This is a genomic window from Cellulomonas fimi (genome assembly GCF_028583725.1).
GTDB lineage: Bacteria > Actinomycetota > Actinomycetes > Actinomycetales > Cellulomonadaceae > Cellulomonas > Cellulomonas fimi_B.
The window spans coordinates 1,812,989-1,831,932 of sequence record NZ_CP110680.1; the positions used below are offsets into that span (position 1 = coordinate 1,812,989).

Sequence of the window (18,944 nt, forward strand, 5' to 3'; positions counted from 1 at the left end):
CCGGGGCGTGCCGTGCCGGCCCGGTCCTCACACGACGAGCGACTGCCCGCCGTCGACGAACACCTCGGTGCCGGTCACGTGGCTCGCCGCGTCGGACACGAGGAACGCGACGGCGTCGGCGACCTGCGACGCCCGCCCGGGCTCCTCACCCGTGAGCGGGATCTGCCCGTCGGGGTACTCGGTCCGCACGCCCAGGCGCTCGGTGTGCCGCTGCTCGGTGTTGTCGCCGATCTCCGTGTCGATCGCGCCCGGGCACACGACGTTGACCCGCACGCCGCGCGGCGCGAGCTCGACGGCCAGCATCCGCGCGAGCGCGACCTGACCGGCCTTGCTCGTCGCGTACGCCGACGCGCCGGAGTTGCTGAACGTGCGCGTCCCGTTGATCGACGACACGACCACGACGGCGCCACCCTGCCGCACCAGCAGCGGCACGGTGTACCGCAGCGTGAGGAACGTCCCCGTGAGGTTCGTGCCGATGGTCGCGTCCCACTCGTCGGGCTCGATCTCGTCGACCGGCGCCCACACGCCGTTGACGCCCGCGTTCGCGACGACCACGTCGAGCCGCCCCAGCTCGTCCTCGACGCGCCGCACGACGTCCCGCACCGCCTGCGCGTCGGCGACGTCCGCCGCGACGGGCAGCGCCGTGCCGCCCGCGTCGCGGATCTCCGCGGCGACCTCGTCGGCGCTCTCCTGCCGGTGCCCCAGCACGACGACCGTCATGCCGTCCGCCGCGAGCCGCACCGCCGACGCCCGCCCGATGCCCGAGCCGGCACCCGTGACGAGCGCGACCTTGTCCGTGGACGTCATCGTCCGCCCTCTTTCCTCACCGACCACGGGTCCGCGCCGCCGTCCGGACACCCCCGCGTGGCTCGACGGTAACCGCCGACCCGCCCGCGCGCCCGGCGCGGCCCCCGACGGCACCGTGGGGGCGCCGTCGCGGCCGGTCACCAGCGGACGGTGAACCAGACGACCTTCCCCGCACCCCGGGTCGGGCGCCATCCCCAGCCCGACGTGACGGCGTCGAGGATGTGCAGGCCGTGCCCGCCCGGCAGGCCCTCGCGGCCGGTCCGCCGGCGGGGGGCCATCGACGTGCCGTCGTGCACCTCGAACGTCACCTCCCGCTCCCGCTGGACCGCGCGCACGTCGATCGTCTGCGACCCGGGGGCGTGCCGCACCGCGTTGGTGAACGCCTCGCTCATCGCGAGCTGGACGGCGTCGACGACCCGCTTCGGGGCGCCCGCGTCACGCGCACGCTCCATCGACCAGGCGCGCGCCCGCGCGAGAGAGCCGACGGACGACGCGAACGAGCGTTCGTTGCCGTCGACCTCCGCGTGCACCCGCCGACCGTACCCGCCCGCACGTGTCCGCGCGCACCGTCGTCGGCGCGTCCGCGCACGCTCGCACCCGGTCGGGGGACACGGGTGCGACGGCCCGCGCACGGAGTCGCCATACTGGGCGGGTGACATCACTGTCGCGCCCGGACGGCGCCGCTGCTCAGCCCGACGGCCTGCGGATCGACCCCGACCGTCCGCACGTGCTGCGCGTCGACGGTGAGGCCGACGTGGCGTCCGTCCTCGACCTCGCGGACGAGCTCGGCGTCGCACGGGGCGAGCTCGGCCCGACGCTCGTGGCCGCGGGCGTGCGCGAGGTCGACCTGAGCCGCGCCACGTTCATCGACTCCTCGGTCATCGCCGTGCTCGTGACGATCGCGGCCGGCCACGCCGGACGCGTGCCGCTGCGTGGCGCGACGGGCAGCCCGCTCATGACCCTCGAGGCCTCGGGCGTCGTCGCGATGTTCGACGTCGACGGCGGTCCGTCCGAGACATGACCCGGTGGCGCCGGTGGGACACCCGGCGCCCTCACGAGAGGCACGAAGGCCCCCGGGTCCGCAGGAGTGCGGGCCGGGGGCCTTCGGTGTCTGCTCCCTCGACTGGACTCGAACCAGTAACCGTCCGATTAACAGTCGGATGCTCTGCCAATTGAGCTACGAGGGATCGCGCGGGAAGAAACTCTAGCAGCCGCCGGAGGGTGCTCCGGACCACCCGTCGCGGTCGACCGGGGAGGTGTCGTCAGCGGGGGAGACCGACCGCGTCGCGCGCCTCCGCCTCGGCGACGTCGAGGGCCGCGGACACGGCGGGGTCGTCCACGTCGACGTCCGCGTCGCCCAGCACCTGCGTGAAGATCTCGCCGTCCTCGTCGCGGCGCAGCGCGAGCCGTACCTTCGCGCCACCGGGGACGGTGACGGGCACGACGTGCACGACGGACTGCTGCACACGCTCGCGGAACGTCTGGGTGAAGCTCACGGACGCGGAGTCCTGCGCGAACGGGAGTCGCGACGTGCCGCCCCACACCCACGTGACGGTGAGGACCCGCGTGGCCGGGTCGAGCGAGCCGCGGTCGACGTCGCTCCACGGGACGCGCGCGACCTTGCCGTCCTCGAGCAGGTGCAGCGCGCGGCGGGAGGCGACCGCCCAGCGACCGTCGGTCAGGTGCGCGTCGACCAGGACGCGGTCGCCGGGGCGCAGGTCGAGCAGCGCGTGGTCGGCCGCGGGGAGCCGACGTCGACGGGAGAGGGCCACCGGGCAACGGTACCCGCGTGCGACGGGCGACCCGAGCACGGCGGCCGGCCGGGGTGCGGCGGCGTCGGCTGGTGCTGTCGGGTGGGGCAGGTGGGGCTTGAACCCACGACCCACGGATTATGAGTCCGCTGCTCTGACCGGCTGAGCTACTGCCCCGAGGCGAAGCCCAGGCTACGGCAGTCCGCTCCGGTCGCGGGCGGCCGGGTTCGCTGCCACGATCCGACGCGACGGAACACGGGGGACGGCGGGGGGAGAGCGGGTGGTGAGGCGCAGATGAGCGGGACGACGACGCACGCCGAGCACGGCTGGGAGCTGGCCGCGCGTGCCGGGTACGCGGTGAGCGGGGTGCTGCACGTGCTCATCGGCGTGCTGGCGCTCCAGGTGGCGTTCGGAGGCGGGGGCCAGCAGGCCGACCAGTCGGGTGCGCTCGGCACGGTCGCGTCGACGCCGTTCGGCGGCGCCGCGCTGTGGTTCTTCGTGGTCGCGTTCGCGGCGCTGGGAGCGTGGGAGGTCGCGAAGGCGGTCCGGGGTGCGCCGCCCACGTCGGGCGGCGGTGCCCAGGGGGCGCGGACGAACGGGTGGCGAGCCAAGGCGGCCGGCCGCGCGCTCGTCTACCTGGCGCTCGCGTTCGCGTCGTTCGCCTTCGCGCGCGGCGGTGGCGCGTCGAGCGAGCAGCAGACCGCGGACCTCACGGCGCGGCTCATGTCGGCACCCGGGGGGCGGATCCTCGTCGCCGTCGTCGGCCTGGCGATCGTGGGCGTGGGCGTCTACCACGTGGTCAAGGGCTGGAAGAAGAAGTTCCTGGCCGACCTGCACCGGCTTCCGTCGGGGACAGCGGGGCGGGTCGTCGAGCGGCTGGGCGTATGGGGCTACGTGCTCAAGGGCGTGGCGCTCGGCGTCGTCGGCGTGCTGTTCGTGGTCGCGGCCGTCAAGGCGGACCCGCAGGCCGCGGGTGGCCTCGACCAGGCACTTCACACGCTGCGGGACCAGCCGGGCGGGCCGTTCCTGCTGGGCGTGGTCGCGCTGGGCCTCGTCGCGTACGGCGGGTATGCGTTTGCCCGGGCCAGATACGGGCGCCTCTGAAGTTCACCCGTTTGCCGCACGCAACCGACGCGGCGTTTCTTGACTAACTGTCCAGAAACGGTCATAGTTCTTCTTGTCAGCGACAACGGCAAACCCGCCGCAAGGTGGGGACGCAAAGCCACGGGACCCACGAGGTCAGCCGAGCTACCGAACGACAGGAGATGATCATGGCTGTGACCACCGACGCCCCCCTCACGCAGGGTGCCCTTCTCACGCCGGGCGAGGTCGCGGTCCTGTTCCGCGTGGACCCCAAGACGGTGACGCGCTGGGCGCAGGCCGGCAAGCTCTCGGCGGTCCGCACGCTGGGCGGCCACCGCCGCTTCCACGAGGCCGAGGTGCGTCAGCTCCTCCAGGGCGTCCCCACGCAGCGCGCGAGCGAGTGACCTTCCGCGGCTCCGGCCGCGACCTGCACGACCCCGGGACGCCGGCGGTGACACCAGTCGCCGCCGGCGTCCTGCTGTGTCCGGCCGGCTGAGCCGCGCTCAGCGGACGGTCGCGAGCACCGCCGTCCGCACGTCGTCGAGCGAGCGCCCGGGCTGGAACACCAGCCACTCGAGCCCCGCCACGACCGTCGCGCCGAACAGTGCCGCGGCCGTGAGCGTCGGGTCGCGCTCGGGCCACGCCGTCCTCACAGCGGCCGCGAACACCCCCATCGCGTCGTCGCGGAGCGCCCGGATCGAGTCCTGCCAGAGCCGGCCGGTCCGGAACACCTCGGCCACCATGACCTTCGCGAAGTCGGGGTGGTCGTGCACCTGCGTGAGCAGCTCTGTCACGAGCGCGTCGACCGCGTCGGTCCCGTCGAGCCCGTCCGCGGCCGCCCGCAGCGCCGTGGTCAGCCGGGCGACACCCTCGGCGATGATCGCCTCGAACAGCTCGGCCTTCGAGCCGAAGTTGTAGAACACCGACCCCTTCGCGACGCCGGCGGCCGCCGCGATGTCGTCGACCGCGGTCGCCGTGTAGCCGCGCTCCGCGACGAGCGCGAGGGCCGCGTCGACGATGTGCCGGCGGGTGTCGGTGCTCCGCATGCGTGCAGCCTCCCAGAACGTGCGGGCGCCGGTCAGATCGTGAGCGCCGGGTGCAGCCGCGACAGCGTCCACGTGCGCATCCGGCCCGCCCGCCACGACGTGACCACGAGCGACGCGACGAGCACCGCGACGAGGTACGCGACCGCGGTCCAGAGCCGGCCGTCGGGGTTGCCCGTGAGCAGGGCCCGCAGACCGTCGACGCCGTAGCTCATCGGCAGCCACGGGTGGATCGCGCGGAAGAACGCGGGCGACGTCTCGACCGGGTACGTGCCGCCGGCCGACGCGAGCTGCAGGACGAGCAGCGCGAGCGTCGCGACCCGGCCCGCCGCGGTCCCGAGCAGCGCGAGCAGCATCTGCTGCAGCGCGAGGAACGCCGCGACCACGAGGACGGTGAACGCGAGCGCGCCGACGGGGTGCGTCGGTGTCAGTCCCAACCCGACGCGCAGCACCGTGAGCAGCACGACGACCTGGACGACGCCCACGAGCAGCGCGGGCGCGTACCCGGCGAGCGCCGCGCGGACGCCGCGGGCGGGCGTGGTGAGCGCGCGCGGCGGGACGGGCCGCAGGACCATCCACGTCACGACGCCGCCGAGGAACAGCGCGAGCGGCAGGAAGAACGGTGCGATGCCCTCACCGAACCCGGCGGCCGTCGCACGGTCCGTCGCGTCGAGCGTCACCGGGTCGGCGATCGCGGCGGCCCTCGACGCACGCGTCCCGTCGCTGTCCGCCGGCACCTGGGACGCGCCGTCGGCGAGCGCGCCCGCGAGCGTCGCGCTGCCGTCGTCGAGCTGCCCGGTCCCGTCCGCCAGTCGGGTCGCGCCGTCGGCGACCCGCTGCGCGCCGGAGGCGACCTGCGCGGTGCCGTCGGCGAGGCGGCGCGTCCCGTCGCGCAACGACGCCGCGCCGGCCGCGACCTGCGCGGTGCCGTCGTGCAGCGCGGCGGCGCCGTCGGCGACCTGGCGCGCGCCCGTGTCGAGGGCGTCGAGCTGCTGCGCTGCTGCCGCCAGCGCGGCCGCGTCGGGCAGCCGTCCGGCGGTCGACGCGAGACGCGTGAGCAGCTGCGCGGCGTCGGCGTCGCCCGCCTGGGCGCGCGCCGTCAGGTAGGCCGTGAGCGTCTGGAGGTCGGCCGGGAGACCGGACACGCCCGCGACCAGGCCGTCGACCTGGGTCACCGCCGCGTGGACGCCGTCGGCGACCTGCGCGCTCCCGGCGGCGAGCCGACCGGCCGCGGCGTCGGCCTGCGCGGACCCGTCCGCGAGCCGTGCCGCTCCGTCGCGGACGTCGGCGGCGCCGTCCGCGCTCCGTGCCGACCCGTCCGCGAGCGTCGCCGCACCGTCGGCGAGCGTGCGGGCTCCCGCGCCGAGCTCGTCGGCGGCGTCACGGAGCCGCACGGCGCCGTCCGCGGCCTCGGCGAGCCCGTCGTGGGCCCGCGACAGCCCGACGAGCACGCCGTCGACGGCCTGCTCACCTGCGGTCGCGGACACGGCCGCCGTGATCCGCTCCATGGCGGTGCGGCCGAGCGACGTGACGAGGAACGAGTTCGCGTCGTCGTAGGCGACGTCGATGCGCGCCGAGCGCGGCGAGTCGCCGCCCGCGGACACGAGGTCCGACGAGAAGTCGGCGGGCACGGTCACGCTGAAGTAGTAGCGGCCGGAGTCCACGCCGTCGGCCGCGTCCGCCGCGTCGGTCACGACCCAGTCGAGACGGTGCTCGTCCACGAGCCGGTCGACGAGGTCCGCGCCCGCGTGCACGGGCTCGCCGTCACGCGACGCGCCGGTGTCGGCGTCGACGAGCGCGACCGGGATGCGGTCGAGGTGACCGGTCGGGTTCCAGAACGCCCACAGGTACAGGACGCCGTACAGCAGCGGCACGACGATCATCGCGACGACGGCCAGGCGGGGCAGCGTGCCGCGGCGGAAGCGGCGCAGCTCGGTGCCGGCGGTGAGGGAGAGCATGGCGGTCCTCGGGGTGCGGGAGGGGCGGGGGTCAGAGGGGGAGAACGACGACGGCCGGCGGCGCGGACCAGCGGGTGCGGGTGACCTCGTCGGCGCTCGCGCACGCGGCGACGACGGTGACGCCGCCCGCGGCGAGCTGCTCGAGCCGGGTCCAGACGACCTGACGGCGCGCGTCGTCGAGGACCTGGTCGACGTCGTCGACGACCAGCAGCCGCGGGCGCTGGAGGAGCGCGAGCCCGATCCGCAGCAGCATCGCGTCGACCTCGTCGAGGTCCCACGCGACCGTGCCGGGCGCGGGCACGGGCCGGTCGCCGAACGCGGGTGCGAGGACGGCGTCGAGCGTGCGCTGCGTCGGGCGAGGCTGGCGCCGGTACCACGGGCCGAGCCAGGCGAGGCGCTCGCGGACGAGCGCGCCGACCGTGACGGACTGGTCGAGGTCGTCGATGCCGCCGAAGCCCGCGACGGCCGCGAGCCGCTGGACGGCCCGTCGCTCGCGCGGCAGGTGGTGACCGAGGACGCGCAGGTCGGCGTCCGCGTCGGGCACCATCCGACCGGCGAGGGTCAGCAGCAGGCTCGTGCGGCCGGACCCCTGAGCGCCCTGGACGACGACGAGCGTGCCGGGGGAGATGTCGAGGTCGACGGGACCGTAGACGCGTCCGCGAGGCCCGTGCAGGGCGAGGCCGCGCGCGCGGACGACGGGCGGGGCTGCGGCAAGGCTCGTGGGAGCGTCGGCGGCGGGGGTGGGGGAGGCGGTCATGCGTCGGATCCCTTCTGACTGACCGGTCAGTACAAAGATACGTCCGGTTCGTCGCCCCGTAGGCCGCCGGCGGGTGTCTGCCTGCTCACACGCGGCCGCCGGACGACCGTGGTCGGACGCCCGGGCATGAAAGGATCACCGCATGGCCATGCGAGAGATCCGCACCGTCGGAGACCCCGTCCTGCGCACCCCGTGCGACCCGATCACGACGGTCGACGACCGCGTCCGCTCGCTCGTCGAGGACCTGCTCGAGACGGTGGACCACGAGGGACGAGCCGGGCTCGCGGCCAACCAGATCGGCGTCGGCCTGCGCGCCTTCTCGTGGAACATCGACGACGAGATCGGCTACGTGCTCAACCCCGTGATCGTCGAGCTGTCCGAGGACGAGTACCAGGACGGCGACGAGGGCTGCCTCTCGGTCCCGGGCCTGTGGTACCCGACGCGCCGTGCCTGGTACGCGCGCGTCGTGGGCACCGACCTCGACGGCAAGGAGGTCGTCGTCGAGGGCACCGAGCTCATGGCGCGCTGCCTCCAGCACGAGGTCGACCACCTCGACGGGATGCTCTACCTCGACCGGCTCGAGCGGTCGGTGCGCAAGAAGGCGATGCGGGCGATCCGCGAGCAGCTCTGACGCTCGCCCGCGCGGGTGCTTGGCGGCGACGCCGCACGTCGGGCATAGTGTGCACAGCACGCCGCGAGACCGTGAGTGCTCCTGAGCAGGACCCGAGGACGTTGGGGAAGGCGAACCTCGAGCCGACCAGGAGGCCGACATGGCAGGTGCGATCACCCGCGGTGTTCTTTTCGTGCACTCTGCGCCCCGTGCGCTGTGCCCCCACATCGAGTGGGCTGCCGGGAACGTCCTGAACGCACGGGTGACCTTCGACTGGACCCCGCAGCCGGCCGGACCCGGCTTCTACCGGGCCGAGCACTCGTGGCAGGGTCCGCAGGGCACCGGTGCACGGCTCGCGTCCGCGCTGCGCGGCTGGGCGCACCTGCGGTACGAGATCACCGAGGAGGCCAGCCACGGCGTGGACGGCTCCCGCTGGAGCCACACGCCCGAGCTCGGCATCTTCCACGCCGCGACCGACGTGCACGGCAACGTCGTGGTCCCCGAGGACCGCATCCGCGCGGCGCTGGAGCACGCGGACGACCCGGCGCGGCTCCGGTCGGAGCTCGACCTGGCGCTCGGCCAGGCATGGGACGACGAGCTCGAGCCCTTCCGTTACGCGGGCGCGGGTGCGCCCGTGCGGTGGCTCCACCGCGTGGGCTGACCTGCCGGACCCTGACGGGCCCCTCCGGACCGCCCGGTGTGCCCGGGCGGTGGCGATGTGCCAGGACGTGTCACGACGTCCCCGGGCCGCCACGCGCCGCGATCGGGCTCCCGCAGACGCCGAGGGCGCGCCACCCGGGCAGGGGTGGCGCGCCCTCGCTCCGCCCGCGGGGGCGTCGCGTCGTGGCGGGTCGGTCAGACCGACGTGACGACGAGCGCCACGTTGTGGCCGCCAAAGCCGAAGGAGTTGTTGATCGCGGCGATCTGCCCCTCGGGCAGCGCGCGCGGCTTGTCGCGAACCAGGTCGAGCACGAGCTCCGGGTCGGGCTCCTCGACGTTGATCGTCGGCGGCGCCTGGCGGTCGCGCAGCGCGAGGATCGTGAACACCGACTCCAGCGCACCCGCGCCGCCGAGCAGGTGGCCCGTCATCGACTTGGTCGCCGACAGCGCGACGTGGTCGGCGTCGTCGCCGAGGACGCCGCGGATGCTGCGCGCCTCGATGAGGTCGCCGACGACCGTGGACGTCGCGTGCGCGTTGACGTGCACGACGTCGCGGTGCGACACGCCGGCCTCCTGGAGCGCGGCGCGCATCGCGCGGATCTGCCCGTCGCCCGAGGGCTCGGGGGACGTGATGTGATAGCCGTCGGCCGACAGGCCGACACCCGCGATGCGCGCGTACACGCGGGCACCGCGCGCGGCGGCGTGCTCCGCGCTCTCCAGCACGACGACTCCGGCGCCCTCGCCGACGACGAAGCCGTCGCGGGACACGTCGTACGGGCGCGAGGCTCGCTGCGGGTCGTCGTTGCGCTGCGAGAGCGTGCGCGACGCGGCGAACGCGCCGATCGGCATGGGGTGGATCGGGGCCTCGGTGCCGCCCGCGACGACCACGTCGGCGCGACCGGAGCGGATCATCTCGACGCCGTACCCGATCGCCTCGGCACCCGACGCGCACGCCGACACCAGCGCGTGCGCACCGGCCCGGGCGCCCAGGTCGAGCGACACGAACGCCACGGGGGAGTTCGGCATGAGCATGGGCACCGTCATCGGCAGCATGCGCCGGGCGCCCTTCTCACGGAGCGTGTCCCAGCCGTCGAGCATCGTCCAGATGCCGCCGATGCCGGACGACACGACGGCCCCGAGCCGCTCGCCGTCGACCTCGGGGGAGCCCGCGTCGGCCCACGCCTCGCGCGCCGCGATCACGGCGTACTGCGCGGTGGGGTCCATCTTCTTGAGCTCGGGACGCGGCAGCACGTCCGCGGGAGCGACCTTGATGGTCGCGGCGAACGAGACGGGGATGCCGTAGGTCTCGGCCCAGTCGTTGTCGAGGGTGCGGGCCCCGGACTCACCGGCGAGGGCGGCGGCCCACGTCGAGGGCACGTCCCCGCCGAGCGGCGTGGTGGCGCCGAGTCCGGTGACGACGACGTCGGTTGCGTGGCTCATCGGTGCTCCTGGTGGCGATGGGGGTGGCCCGTCCCGGCGCCGGCGGCGGTGCGGCCGCGGCGGCGCCGGGACGGTGCCCGGGTCACAGCAGGCTCAGGACTGCGCGCCCGCGATGAACGAGACGGCGTCGCCCACGGTCGTGAGGTTCTTGACCTCGTCGTCGGGGATGCGCACGTCGAACTTCTCCTCGGCGAGCGTGACGATCGTCATCATCGACAGCGAGTCGATGTCGAGGTCGTCGGTGAAGGACTTCTCCGGCAGGACCGAGTCGGCGGGCAGGCCCGTCTCCTCGCTCACGATCTCGGCCAGACCGGCCAGGATCTCCTGCTCGCTGTACGCCATGGTGTCTCCTCTGGTGACTGCTGGAAGGGTCGGACGAACGGTACAACCCGCGGGTGGACCGGCCTCCGGGGGGCGGGGCGGGTCCGGCGGGTGCCGGACCCCGGTGAGGTCAGGGCAGGACGACGACCTGCGCGGCGTACACGAGCCCCGCGCCGAAGCCGATCTGGAGCGCGAGCGCACCGCTGGACACCTGGCCCTCGCGCAGCAGGCGCTCGGTCGCGAGCGGGATCGACGCGGCGGACGTGTTGCCCGTGTCGGCGATGTCGCGACCGACGACGACCGACTCGGGGAGCTTCAGCTGCTTGATCATCTGGTCGATGATCCGCATGTTCGCCTGGTGGGGGATGAACGCCTCGATGTCGTCGGCCGTCACGCCCGCGGCGTCGAGCGCCTTCTGCGCGACCGGCGCCATCTGCCACACGGCCCACTTGAAGACCGACTGGCCCTCCTGTCGCAGCGTCGGCCAGCCCGCGCCCTCGTCGCGCGTCGCGAGCCACGAGTGCGTCTGGCGGATGGCCTGCGCCTGGCCGCCGTCCGAGCCCCAGATCGTCGGGCCGATGCCCGGCGTGTCGGACGGGCCGATCACGACCGCGCCCGCGCCGTCGCCCAGCAGGAAGGAGATGGTGCGGTCCGTCGGGTCGACGAACTCGCTCATCTTCTCGGCGCCGATGACGAGCACGTGCCGTGCCGTGCCGGCGCGGACGAGCGCGTCCGCCTGGCCGATGCCGTAGCAGTAGCCGGCGCACGCGGCGGAGATGTCGAACGCGGCGGCGGGCGTCGCCCCGATGCGGTCGGCGATGATCGCCGCACCGGCGGGCGTCTGGTGGAAGTAGGTGACCGTCGACAGGATCACCGCGTCGATGTCGGCGCCCGTCAGGCCCGCGTTCTCGAGCGCGGCGCGCGCGGCGCCCTCGGCGAGGTCGAGCACGTCGGTGCCGTCGCCCGCGCGGCGGCGCGTGACGATGCCGGTGCGCTGCCGGATCCACTCGTCCGAGGAGTCGATGGGGCCGACGAGGTCGTCGTTCGGGACGACGCGCTCGCCGCGCATCCCCCCGATGCCGAGGATCCGGGTGTGGGCCGGTCCGGTGGCCTGCGTCAGGGTGGGTCGGGTCACGACGGCTGCTCCTGGGTGTTCGCGGTGGTGCCCTCGGGCGTGGACGCGGACGACGCGCCGCCGTGCCGGCGTACGAGGTCGCGTGCGGCGTCGAGGTCGGCCGGCGTCTTGACGGCGACCGTCTCGACCCCCGGCAGCGTACGCCGGGCGAGACCCGTGAGGACCCCGCCGGGGGCGACCTCCAGCAGGCCAGTGACGCCGAGCGCGAGCAGGGTCTCCTGGCACAGGTCCCAGCGGACCGGGTTCGCGACCTGCGCGACGATCAGCGCGAGCGCGCGGGCGCCGTCCGGGACCACCGTGCCGTCGGAGTTGGTCAGCAGGGGGACGACGGGGTCGGCCGGCGTCACGCCGTCGGCCGCGGCGCGCAGCTCGTCGACCGCGGGCTCCATGACCTGCGTGTGGAACGCGCCCGCGACCTGCAGCGGCACGACGCGCGCCCGGGCGGGCGGGGCGGCGGCGAACGCGGCCAGGGCGTCGAGCGGGCCGGCCGCGACGACCTGGCCGCCGCCGTTGACGTTGGCGGGCACGAGCCCGTGCGACGCGAGCGCCGCGAGCACCTCGTCCGGGTCGCCGCCGAGCACCGCGTTCATGCCGGTCGGCGTGCCCGCGGCGGCGCGGGCCATCGCGGCACCGCGCACCGCGACGAGCGCGAGGGCCTCGTCGTCGGTCAGCACGCCCGCGACGGCCGCGGCGGCGAGCTCACCCACCGAGTGGCCGGCGGTCGCGCCGACGACACCCGCCGCGGCGGTGCCGAGAGCGGTGCCCGCGTCGACGTCGAGGACCGCGCGCAGGCTCGCGAGCGCGGACGCGACGAGCAGCGGCTGGGCGACCGCGGTGTCGCGGATCGTGTCCGCGTCCGAGGTCGTGCCGTGCGCGCGCAGGTCCAGGCCCGCGGTCCGCGACGAGCGGTCGACCGACTCCGCGACGACGGGCAGCTCGAGCCAGGGGGCGAGCATGCCGGGGGACTGGGCACCCTGTCCGGGGCAGACGACGACGAGCACCTGACCACCTTGCCGTGCCCCCGGTCCCGTCCGGGCTCGTGACGCACACCAACGTTCACCGACGGTGTTGTGCGGACCCTACAAACGGTGCGGACCGGTCAGGGACGCTCGACGATCGAGGTCACGCCGGCGGCGTCGAGCCGACCCAGGGCCAGCGCGGTCTGCAGGACGTACGACTCGCGCGCGTCGAGCGGGTCCCAGCCCGTGACGTCGGCGACGCGCCGGAGCCGGTACCGCACGGTGTTGGGGTGCACGTACAGCGTGCGCGCCGCCGCCTCCAGCGACCGGCCGGTGCCCAGGTACGCCGACAGCGTCTCGAGCAGCGACCCCTGGCTCGCGGCCAGCGGCTCGAACGCGCGGTGCACGAGCGCGCGACGCGCGGTGACGTCGCCGACCAGCACCCGCTCGGGCAGCAGGTCGTCGGCCTGCACCGGTCGCGGCGCCTGCGCCCACGCGGCCGCCGCCGCGAGCCCGGCGAGCGCCGCGCGGGCCGCCCGCGCGCAGTCCGCGAGGTCCTGCGCCTCGGGTCCGACGACGACGGGACCGGGCCCGAAACGGGGGAGCAGCGCCGTGACGGCCCCCCGCAGGTCGCCCTCGCCCCCGACCAGCACGACCAGCCGGTCGCCGTGGATGCCCACGAGCGCGTCGTCGGCCGCACGCCGGGTCGCGCGGCGCAGGTCGGCGGCCCGCACGTCGTCCAGCGGCGACGCGGTCGTGCCGACGATGACCAGCGTGGAGCCCCGACCGCTCCACCCGAGCGCGGCGACGCGCGACCTCAGGGCGTCGTCGACGTCCCCGCGGACGATCGCGTCGACGACCAGCGCCTCCAGCCGGGCGTCCCACGCGCCGCGCACCTCGGCGGCGCGGGCGTAGACCTCGGCGGCGGAGAACGCGACCTCGCGCGAGTAGCGGAGGACGGCCTCCCGCAGCGAGCGCTCGTCGCCCGGCGCGGCGAGGCGGTCGCTGTTCGACTCGACGACGTCCACGACGACCCGCACGAGCTGCAGCGTGTGCTGCAGCGAGATCGACCGGGTCAGCTCGGGCGGGGCGGTCGCGAAGATGTCGCCCACCCCGTGCGGCGGGCGCGTCGGGTCCATGAACCACGTGACGAACGCGGTGATGCCGGCCTGCGCGACGAGCCCCACCCAGGACCGGTCCTCGGCCGGGAGCGCGCGGTACCAGTCCAGGTCGTCGTCGAGCCGCCGCATCGCCGCGGCGGACAGCAGTCCCGCTCCCTCGCGCACGCGCCGCTGCGTCTCGGCGTTCGCCGCGGTCTCGGCGGCGTCCGCGGGGTCGGCCGCACGCGTGCGCGGCGGGTCGGCGTCGGCGGGCCGCACGGCCTGCGCGCCGGTCGGCGGGCGTCCGCCGTGCGAAGGTCCGGGCATAGGGGGAGCATAGGAGGCGCGCTTGTGGGAAGTCGACAAAGGCGCGCGCCGAGGTCGACGAGCGGTCCGGAACGGGGCCGGGTGTCGTGCCCGGTCAACGGCTAAGGTCACGACATGGCTCTCCTGCCCCGACTGCGACAGCTGATGCGCCGCCCGAGCTCCGCCTCGCGCGTCGGAGCCCGACGACCCACCACCGCCGCACGGCGGGGGGACACCCTGCACGAGGACGCCCTGCGGTCGATGCTCAGCGACGACCCCAACAACGAGCGCGCCTTCCGCGCGCTGGCCGAGATCGTGCGCCGCCGCGCCGCGGAGTCCGGGTCCGAGGAGGACCCGCTGACGGCCCCGGGCAACGAGACCGAGCGCGAGCGGGCCGCCGACCTGGCGGTCTGGGCGCTCGGCGAGGAGCTCGCCGGCAACCCCCGCGCGTGGTACCCCCTCATCGAGGTCGCCCGGCTCTCCGTGCGCGACGACCACGAGGGGACGGTGCGCCGCCTCACCACGGCGTCGGAGCGTGACCCGTCCGGCCGCGCGCTGGTCGAGTCGCTCGCGCTCCTGCGCAGCGCGGGGCAGCCCGTCGACGCTCTCGGTCTCGGTATCGGCCACTGGCGGCCGCGCGAGCACGACCCCGAGGTCGCCCGGCACCTGGTGCTCGCGGCGATCGAGGCCGACCGCCCGCTCGAGGCCAAGCAGCACCTCGCGTCCCTCGACCTCTACCCGGACCAGGCGGCCGTGGCCGACCTGCGCAACGAGCTCGCGCGGGCGGTCGCGCACGCCGAGCAGACGATCCCCGGTACCTGACGCCGCACCTACGCCATCCCTGCACGGCGCGGACGACGCGACGACCTCAGGACGCCGGAGAACACGAGGGCCCGCGGCGGGTGATCCGCCGCGGGCCCTCGTCCGTCAGGTAGGGCCGACCGTCAGGAGTCGCCGCCCGTGTTGCCGGACGTGCCGGCGGTGACGTCGTGCAGGCGGTACTGCTCGATCGCCCGCGCGGGCGCGTCCGCCGGGACCGCACCGGTGCGGGCGAGCTGCTGGAGCACGCGCACGGCCGTCGACGGGCCGTCGATCTTGAAGTGCCGGCGGGCGGCCGCGCGGGTGTCGGAGAAGCCGAAGCCGTCCGCACCGAGCGTGGCGTACGTGCCGGGCACCCACGCGCGCACCTGGTCGGCCACGAGGTGGTCGTAGTCCGTCGTCGCGACGAACGGACCCTCCGCACCCTGCAGCTTCTGCGTGAGGTACGCCTGCCGCGGCTCCTCGCCGGGGTGCAGGTAGTCGTGCTGGTCCGCGGCCAGGCCGTCGCGGCGCAGCTCGTTCCAGCTCGTCACCGACCAGACCGCGGCGCGCACGCCGAAGTCCTCCGCGAGCAGCTTCTGCGCCTCGAGCGCCCACGGCACCGCGACGCCCGACGCGAGGATCTGGGCGCGCGGCCCGTCACCCTCGGCCGGCGAGAGCAGGTAGATGCCCTTGAGCACGCCCTCGACGTCCAGGTTCTCCGGCTCGGCCGGCTGGACCATCGGCTCGTTGTAGACGGTGAGGTAGTAGATGACGTCCTTGTCGCGGCCGTCACCCTCCCCGTACATGCGCTCGATGCCGTCCTTGACGATGTGGCGCAGCTCGTAGCCGTACGCCGCGTCGTAGTGCACGACGTGCGACATCGTGCCCGCGAGCAGCGGCGAGTGGCCGTCGGCGTGCTGCAGGCCCTCGCCCGTCAGCGTCGTGCGACCGGCCGTCGCGCCGATGAGGAACCCGCGGGCCATCTGGTCGCCGGCCGCCCAGAACTGGTCGCCCGTCCGCTGGAACCCGAACATCGAGTAGTAGAAGTAGAACGGCACGAGCGGCTCGCCGTGCGTCGCGTACGACGTGCCGACGGCCTGGAACGCGGCCGCGGACCCGGCCTCGTTGATGCCCGTGTGCATGATCTGCCCGGACTCGGACTCCTTGTACGAGAGCATGAGCTCCCGGTCGACGGCCATGTAGTTCTGGCCGTTCGTGTTGAAGATCTTCGCGCTCGGGAAGATCGAGTCCAGGCCGAACGTGCGGGCCTCGTCCGGGATGATCGGCACCAGGCGGTGACCGAACTCCTTGTCCTTCACGAGGTCCTTGAACAGGCGCACGAGCGCCATGGTCGAGGCGACCTCCTGGTGCCCCGAGCCCTTCGCGAGCCCCTCGTACACCTTGGCCTCGGGCAGCGTGATCGCCTTGTGCGTCGACCGGCGCTCGGGCACGAACCCGCCGAGCTGACGGCGGCGCTCCAGCATGTACCGGATGCCCTCGTCGTCGGGGCCTGGGTGGAAGTACGGCGGCACGTACGGGTTGGCGTCGATCTGCTCGTCCGTGATCGGGATGTGCAGCGAGTCGCGCAGCGTCTTGAGGTCGTCCGCCTTGAGCTTCTTCATCTGGTGCGTGGCGTTGCGGCCCGCGAAGCCCGAGCCCAGGCCGTAGCCCTTGATGGTGTGCGCGAGGATCACCGTCGGCTGACCCGTGTGCTCGCGGGCGGCCTTGTAGGCGGCGTAGATCTTGCGGTAGTCGTGGCCGCCGCGCTTGAGCGCCCAGATCTCGTCGTCCGTCATCTTCTCGACGAGCTGCTTGGTGCGCGGGTCGCGACCGAAGAAGTGCTCGCGGATGAACGCGCCGTTCTCCGCGCGGTACGTCTGGAAGTCGCCGTCGGGCGTCGTGTTCATGAGGTGCACGAGCGCGCGGTCCTTGTCGGCGTTGAGCAGGGTGTCCCACTCGCGGCCCCAGATGACCTTGATGACGTTCCAGCCGGCGCCGCGGAACTGCGCCTCGAGCTCCTGGATGATCTTGCCGTTGCCGCGGACCGGGCCGTCGAGGCGCTGCAGGTTGCAGTTCACGACGAACGTCAGGTTGTCGAGCCCCTGCTGCGCCGCGTGCTGGAGCATGCCGCGCGACTCGGGCTCGTCCATCTCGCCGTCGCCGAGGAACGCCCAGACGTCCTGCTGGCTCGTGTCCTTGATGCCGCGCAGGTGCAGGTACTTGTTGGTCCACGCCTGGTAGATCGCGGACGCCGGGCCGAGGCCCATCGACACCGTCGGGAACTCCCACAGGTCCGGCGCGAGGCGCGGGTGCGGGTACGACGGCAGGCCGCCGCCCGGGTGCGACAGCTCCTGACGGAACCCGTCGAGCTGGTGCTCGGACAGGCGGCCCTCGAGGAACCCGCGGGCGTACACGCCGGGGGAGGCGTGGCCCTGGAAGTAGACCTGGTCACCGCCGCCCGGGTGGTCCTTGCCGCGGAAGAAGTGGTTGAGGCCGACCTCGGTCAGCGTCGCGACCGACGCGTACGACGAGATGTGCCCGCCGACCGCGATGCCCGGACGCTGCGCGCGCGTCACCATGACGGCGGCGTTCCAGCGGATCCACGAGCGGTAGCGCCGCTCCATGACCTCGTCGCCGGGGAAGTACGGCTCGTCGTGCACCGCGATCGTGTTGACGTACGGCGTGTTCAGCGAGGCCGGGATGGCCACGTTCCGCTGCCGCGCGTGGCGCAGCATGCTCAGCAGCACGTAGCGGGCGCGCGGACCACCCTTGTCGTCGATGAGCCCGTCGAGCGACTCGAGCCACTCGCCGGTCTCGGCGGGGTCGATGTCGGGGACCTGGCTGAGCAGGCCGCCGATGAGCGGGCCCGTCTCGTCGATGGAAGCCACCGGTGCTCCTTCTGCCTTCTCGTCCGCACGCACAGGCCTCGTGGCCCCGGCGCGCATCTCGGCCCGACCCTGGTCCGAGCACGTGGGGCGCGCTGCGGCAGGTGCGGGTAGTCGGCCCATTGTCGGCCCCACCCGGGCCCAAAGTCACACCGTCCCGGCACTCGGGCCACGTGACGTCCGCGACAGTCATAGGACGACTCGGGTCACGGGCGCCCCCGCGCGCCGCCGGACACGCCCGTCCGTGCGCGGTGTCTTGCCAGGGCCCGTCCGCGTGCGGTGGGCTACGGTGTGCGGACATCAGCAGGTCGCCCCGCCCGGGGCGACGCGACGAAGGGATCGGTCGGGACGTGTCATCCAGCACGGACGACGCCGCCTCGCAGGTGGCAGCGCGTCTGGGGTTCACCGCAGGACAGGTGATCCAGGAGTTCGGGTACGACGACGACGTCGACGAGGAGCTGCGTGACGCCCTCCAGGCCGTCACCGGCACCGAGCTGGTCGACGAGGACTACGACGACGTCACCGACGGCGCCCTCATCTGGTTCCGCGACGACGACGGCGACCTCACCGACTTCCTCGTCGACGCGATGACCGTGCTCGAGGACAACAGCCCCATCTGGGTGCTCACCCCGAAGTCCGGCCGGTCGGGCCACGTGTCGCACAGCGACATCGAGGAGGCGGCCACCACGTCCGGCCTGCACGCGATGACGACGTTCGCCATCGCCGCCGACTGGTCCGCCACGCGGCTCGGCACGCGCGGCCGCGGCAAGTGACCGCGACGCCGGTCCTCGGCGAGCTCGCCCCCGACTTCACGCTCGTCGACACCCACGGCACGCCCGTGACGCTCTCGGCGCTGCGCGGCACCCCGGTCGTCGTGGTGTTCGTCCCGTTCGCCTTCTCCGGCACGTGCCGCGGCGAGCTCTGCGAGATCCGGGACAACATCGCCGCCTTCGACCAGGCCGGCGTGCGCGTGCTCGTCGTCTCGTGCGACTCGATGTTCACGCTACGCGCGTGGCAGGAGCAGGAGGGCTACGGCTTCGACCTGCTCTCCGACTTCTGGCCGCACGGCGACGTCGCGCGGGCCTACGAGGTCTTCGACGAGAAGGCCGGCCGCCCGCTGCGCGGCTCGTTCCTCGTCGACGCCGACGGCGTGCTGCGCTGGTCCGTCGTCAACCCCGCGGGCCAGGCCCGTGACCTCGCCGCCTACCGCGCGGCGATCGCCGACCTCGCCGCCTGACGACTGCCGCCTCCGACCCACACGGGCCCACTCCGGCGCCGTCGTGCGCACCGGTAGGCTGTGCGCCCGTCGCACGCCCGCGCGCGTGCCG

The 18,944-nt window shown here is 74.3% G+C and carries 20 protein-coding genes, 2 tRNA genes and 1 riboswitch; of the genes, 8 read left to right on the forward strand and 14 right to left on the reverse strand.

Going from position 1 to position 18,944, the window contains the following annotated elements:
• Positions 1-27: 27 nt before the first annotated feature.
• Positions 28-807 carry an SDR family oxidoreductase gene (locus OOT42_RS08255; RefSeq protein ID WP_273654391.1) on the reverse strand — a complete coding sequence of 260 codons (780 nt, stop codon included), beginning with the start codon at positions 805-807 and terminating at the stop codon, positions 28-30.
• 137 nt (positions 808-944) lie between these two features.
• Positions 945-1,337, reverse strand: coding sequence for an ATP-binding protein (locus OOT42_RS08260; RefSeq protein WP_273654392.1), 393 nt, complete (start codon positions 1,335-1,337; stop codon positions 945-947).
• Between the two features lie 122 nt (positions 1,338-1,459).
• Between OOT42_RS08260 and OOT42_RS08265 the strand changes: the two genes are divergently transcribed.
• Positions 1,460-1,828: an STAS domain-containing protein gene (locus tag OOT42_RS08265; RefSeq protein WP_273654393.1), complete on the forward strand. Its 369-nt coding sequence runs from the start codon at positions 1,460-1,462 to the stop codon at positions 1,826-1,828.
• A 93-nt stretch (positions 1,829-1,921) separates the two neighbouring features.
• Here OOT42_RS08265 and OOT42_RS08270 read toward each other — a convergent pair.
• The 3 genes from OOT42_RS08270 to OOT42_RS08280 all read right to left on the reverse strand — a co-directional run bounded on the left by OOT42_RS08270 (position 1,922) and on the right by OOT42_RS08280 (position 2,735).
• A tRNA-Asn gene (locus tag OOT42_RS08270) sits at positions 1,922-1,994 on the reverse strand.
• Between the two features lie 75 nt (positions 1,995-2,069).
• Entirely contained in the window at positions 2,070-2,579 is a 510-nt protein-coding gene (locus OOT42_RS08275; protein ID WP_273654394.1) for a hypothetical protein, read from the reverse strand.
• An 82-nt stretch (positions 2,580-2,661) separates the two neighbouring features.
• Positions 2,662-2,735, reverse strand: a tRNA-Ile gene (locus tag OOT42_RS08280).
• A 117-nt stretch (positions 2,736-2,852) separates the two neighbouring features.
• Here OOT42_RS08280 and OOT42_RS08285 point away from each other — a divergent pair.
• Together OOT42_RS08285 and OOT42_RS08290 are read left to right on the forward strand one after the other, a co-directional pair.
• Positions 2,853-3,662 (forward strand): DUF1206 domain-containing protein, encoded by an 810-nt coding sequence (locus OOT42_RS08285; protein ID WP_273654395.1) that lies wholly within the window; start codon positions 2,853-2,855, stop codon positions 3,660-3,662.
• Between the two features lie 77 nt (positions 3,663-3,739).
• Positions 3,740-3,814: riboswitch (cyclic di-GMP riboswitch) on the forward strand.
• A gap of 15 nt (positions 3,815-3,829) precedes the next feature.
• On the forward strand, positions 3,830-4,045 hold the full coding sequence (locus tag OOT42_RS08290) for a BldC family transcriptional regulator (protein ID WP_273654396.1): 216 nt from the start codon (positions 3,830-3,832) through the stop codon (positions 4,043-4,045).
• Positions 4,046-4,144: 99 nt separating this feature from the next.
• On the opposite strand, the gene OOT42_RS08295 is transcribed toward OOT42_RS08290, so the two are convergent.
• Genes OOT42_RS08295 through OOT42_RS08305 form a run of 3 tightly spaced genes read right to left on the reverse strand, consistent with a single transcriptional unit; the run spans position 4,145 to position 7,399 of the window.
• Positions 4,145-4,687, reverse strand: coding sequence for a TetR/AcrR family transcriptional regulator (locus OOT42_RS08295; protein WP_273654397.1), 543 nt, complete (start codon positions 4,685-4,687; stop codon positions 4,145-4,147).
• Positions 4,688-4,719: 32 nt separating this feature from the next.
• Positions 4,720-6,642: a YhgE/Pip domain-containing protein gene (locus tag OOT42_RS08300; protein ID WP_273654398.1), complete on the reverse strand. Its 1,923-nt coding sequence runs from the start codon at positions 6,640-6,642 to the stop codon at positions 4,720-4,722.
• A 31-nt stretch (positions 6,643-6,673) separates the two neighbouring features.
• Entirely contained in the window at positions 6,674-7,399 is a 726-nt protein-coding gene (locus OOT42_RS08305) for an ATP-binding cassette domain-containing protein (protein WP_273654399.1), read from the reverse strand.
• Between the two features lie 142 nt (positions 7,400-7,541).
• On the opposite strand from OOT42_RS08305, the gene def reads away from it, so the two are divergent.
• Together def and OOT42_RS08315 are read left to right on the forward strand one after the other, a co-directional pair.
• Entirely contained in the window at positions 7,542-8,030 is a 489-nt protein-coding gene (def, locus tag OOT42_RS08310) for a peptide deformylase (protein WP_130780739.1), read from the forward strand.
• 139 nt (positions 8,031-8,169) lie between these two features.
• Positions 8,170-8,670: a DUF3145 domain-containing protein gene (locus tag OOT42_RS08315; RefSeq protein ID WP_273654400.1), complete on the forward strand. Its 501-nt coding sequence runs from the start codon at positions 8,170-8,172 to the stop codon at positions 8,668-8,670.
• A 194-nt stretch (positions 8,671-8,864) separates the two neighbouring features.
• Here the strand turns inward: OOT42_RS08315 and OOT42_RS08320 are convergent, their stop codons facing one another.
• The 5 genes from OOT42_RS08320 to OOT42_RS08340 all read right to left on the reverse strand — a co-directional run bounded on the left by OOT42_RS08320 (position 8,865) and on the right by OOT42_RS08340 (position 13,951).
• On the reverse strand, positions 8,865-10,109 hold the full coding sequence (locus OOT42_RS08320) for a beta-ketoacyl-[acyl-carrier-protein] synthase family protein (protein ID WP_273654401.1): 1,245 nt from the start codon (positions 10,107-10,109) through the stop codon (positions 8,865-8,867).
• A gap of 93 nt (positions 10,110-10,202) precedes the next feature.
• Positions 10,203-10,451, reverse strand: coding sequence for an acyl carrier protein (locus tag OOT42_RS08325; RefSeq protein ID WP_124341502.1), 249 nt, complete (start codon positions 10,449-10,451; stop codon positions 10,203-10,205).
• Positions 10,452-10,560: 109 nt separating this feature from the next.
• Positions 10,561-11,565, reverse strand: coding sequence for a beta-ketoacyl-ACP synthase III (locus tag OOT42_RS08330; protein WP_273654402.1), 1,005 nt, complete (start codon positions 11,563-11,565; stop codon positions 10,561-10,563).
• On the reverse strand, positions 11,562-12,566 hold the full coding sequence (locus OOT42_RS08335) for an ACP S-malonyltransferase (RefSeq protein WP_273654403.1): 1,005 nt from the start codon (positions 12,564-12,566) through the stop codon (positions 11,562-11,564). The genes OOT42_RS08330 and OOT42_RS08335 overlap by 4 nt, the downstream gene beginning before the upstream one ends.
• Positions 12,567-12,664: 98 nt before the next feature.
• Positions 12,665-13,951, reverse strand: a complete 1,287-nt coding sequence (locus tag OOT42_RS08340) for a PucR family transcriptional regulator (RefSeq protein ID WP_273654404.1) — start codon at positions 13,949-13,951, stop codon at positions 12,665-12,667.
• Between the two features lie 114 nt (positions 13,952-14,065).
• On the opposite strand from OOT42_RS08340, the gene OOT42_RS08345 reads away from it, so the two are divergent.
• Complete coding sequence (locus OOT42_RS08345; RefSeq protein WP_273654405.1) at positions 14,066-14,752, forward strand: hypothetical protein; 687 nt, start codon at positions 14,066-14,068, stop codon at positions 14,750-14,752.
• Positions 14,753-14,874: 122 nt separating this feature from the next.
• Here OOT42_RS08345 and aceE read toward each other — a convergent pair whose 3' ends face one another.
• Complete coding sequence (gene aceE / locus OOT42_RS08350; RefSeq protein ID WP_273654406.1) at positions 14,875-17,619, reverse strand: pyruvate dehydrogenase (acetyl-transferring), homodimeric type; 2,745 nt, start codon at positions 17,617-17,619, stop codon at positions 14,875-14,877.
• 347 nt (positions 17,620-17,966) lie between these two features.
• Between aceE and OOT42_RS08355 the strand changes: the two genes are divergently transcribed.
• Both OOT42_RS08355 and OOT42_RS08360 read left to right on the forward strand, forming a co-directional pair.
• Positions 17,967-18,389: a DUF3052 domain-containing protein gene (locus OOT42_RS08355; protein ID WP_273654407.1), complete on the forward strand. Its 423-nt coding sequence runs from the start codon at positions 17,967-17,969 to the stop codon at positions 18,387-18,389.
• A complete protein-coding gene (locus OOT42_RS08360) occupies positions 18,386-18,853 on the forward strand; it encodes a redoxin domain-containing protein (protein WP_273654408.1) in 468 nt (155 codons plus the stop codon). The genes OOT42_RS08355 and OOT42_RS08360 overlap by 4 nt, the downstream gene beginning before the upstream one ends.
• Positions 18,854-18,944: the final 91 nt, after the last annotated feature.

Excerpts from the sequence above, each read along its gene's own strand:
- OOT42_RS08315 (WP_273654400.1), top strand. The coding sequence starts at position 8,170 with ATGGCAGGTGCGATCACCCGCGGTGTTCTTTTCGTGCACTCTGCGCCC.
- OOT42_RS08290 (WP_273654396.1), top strand. The coding sequence starts at position 3,830 with ATGGCTGTGACCACCGACGCCCCCCTCACGCAGGGTGCCCTTCTCACG.
- OOT42_RS08255 (WP_273654391.1), bottom strand. The coding sequence starts at position 807 with ATGACGTCCACGGACAAGGTCGCGCTCGTCACGGGTGCCGGCTCGGGC.
- OOT42_RS08320 (WP_273654401.1), bottom strand. The coding sequence starts at position 10,109 with ATGAGCCACGCAACCGACGTCGTCGTCACCGGACTCGGCGCCACCACG.
- OOT42_RS08345 (WP_273654405.1), top strand. The coding sequence starts at position 14,066 with ATGGCTCTCCTGCCCCGACTGCGACAGCTGATGCGCCGCCCGAGCTCC.
- OOT42_RS08300 (WP_273654398.1), bottom strand. The coding sequence starts at position 6,642 with ATGCTCTCCCTCACCGCCGGCACCGAGCTGCGCCGCTTCCGCCGCGGC.
- OOT42_RS08340 (WP_273654404.1), bottom strand. The coding sequence starts at position 13,951 with ATGCCCGGACCTTCGCACGGCGGACGCCCGCCGACCGGCGCGCAGGCC.
- OOT42_RS08305 (WP_273654399.1), bottom strand. The coding sequence starts at position 7,399 with ATGACCGCCTCCCCCACCCCCGCCGCCGACGCTCCCACGAGCCTTGCC.
- OOT42_RS08325 (WP_124341502.1), bottom strand. The coding sequence starts at position 10,451 with ATGGCGTACAGCGAGCAGGAGATCCTGGCCGGTCTGGCCGAGATCGTG.
- OOT42_RS08295 (WP_273654397.1), bottom strand. The coding sequence starts at position 4,687 with ATGCGGAGCACCGACACCCGCCGGCACATCGTCGACGCGGCCCTCGCG.
- def (WP_130780739.1), top strand. The coding sequence starts at position 7,542 with ATGGCCATGCGAGAGATCCGCACCGTCGGAGACCCCGTCCTGCGCACC.
- OOT42_RS08285 (WP_273654395.1), top strand. The coding sequence starts at position 2,853 with ATGAGCGGGACGACGACGCACGCCGAGCACGGCTGGGAGCTGGCCGCG.